The 561-nt window shown below is 54.2% G+C and carries 1 protein-coding gene; it reads left to right on the forward strand.

Annotated elements, in window-relative coordinates; translation table 11 throughout:
* A partial coding sequence (locus tag C2I19_RS05785) for an IS5 family transposase (RefSeq protein WP_103901773.1) occupies nt 1–543 on the forward strand: 543 nt, incomplete at its 5' end.
* Nucleotides 544–561 lie beyond the last annotated feature (18 nt).

Consider the following 561-nt stretch of genomic DNA (forward strand, 5'->3'; position numbering starts at 1 on the left):
AAATGGCTCAAAATTTTCAAAGCCTTATTGATTGACCCCGACTTTGAGTGGGTGTTCATTGATGGAACCTACGTGAAGGCCCATCAACACTGCGCAGGCGCGGAGGGCAAGCAGCCTGAGGCCATCGGCAAAAGCCGTGCCGGCAACACTAGCAAAATCCACTTGGCGGTGGATGCTCATGGTTTGCCAGTTGACTTCAGCATCACGGGCGGCGAAATCAATGATTGCACCGCCGCGCCGGAGTTGATCGCCAAGCTGCCGTCCTCAACGGAAGTCATCGTGGCGGACAAAGGCTATGACAGTGAGCATCTGCGCCAACTGATTGAAGCCAGGAAGACTCGGTCAGTGATTCCGAGGAGGGATACCTCGACCCAAGGCAATTCTGATATGGATTGGGCGCTGTATCGCTTTCGGCACTTGGTTGAAAACGCCTTTGCCCGGTTGAAACACTACCGGGCGGTGGCATTCCGATACGACAAATTGAAGTGCAACTATGAGAGCGTGGTCGCCATGGCGTGCGCATACCTATGGTTGCCTATGTGAAACGTCAACAGCCCCTAG

It is taken from the genome of Chromobacterium alticapitis, assembly GCF_002924365.1.
GTDB lineage: Bacteria > Pseudomonadota > Gammaproteobacteria > Burkholderiales > Chromobacteriaceae > Chromobacterium > Chromobacterium alticapitis.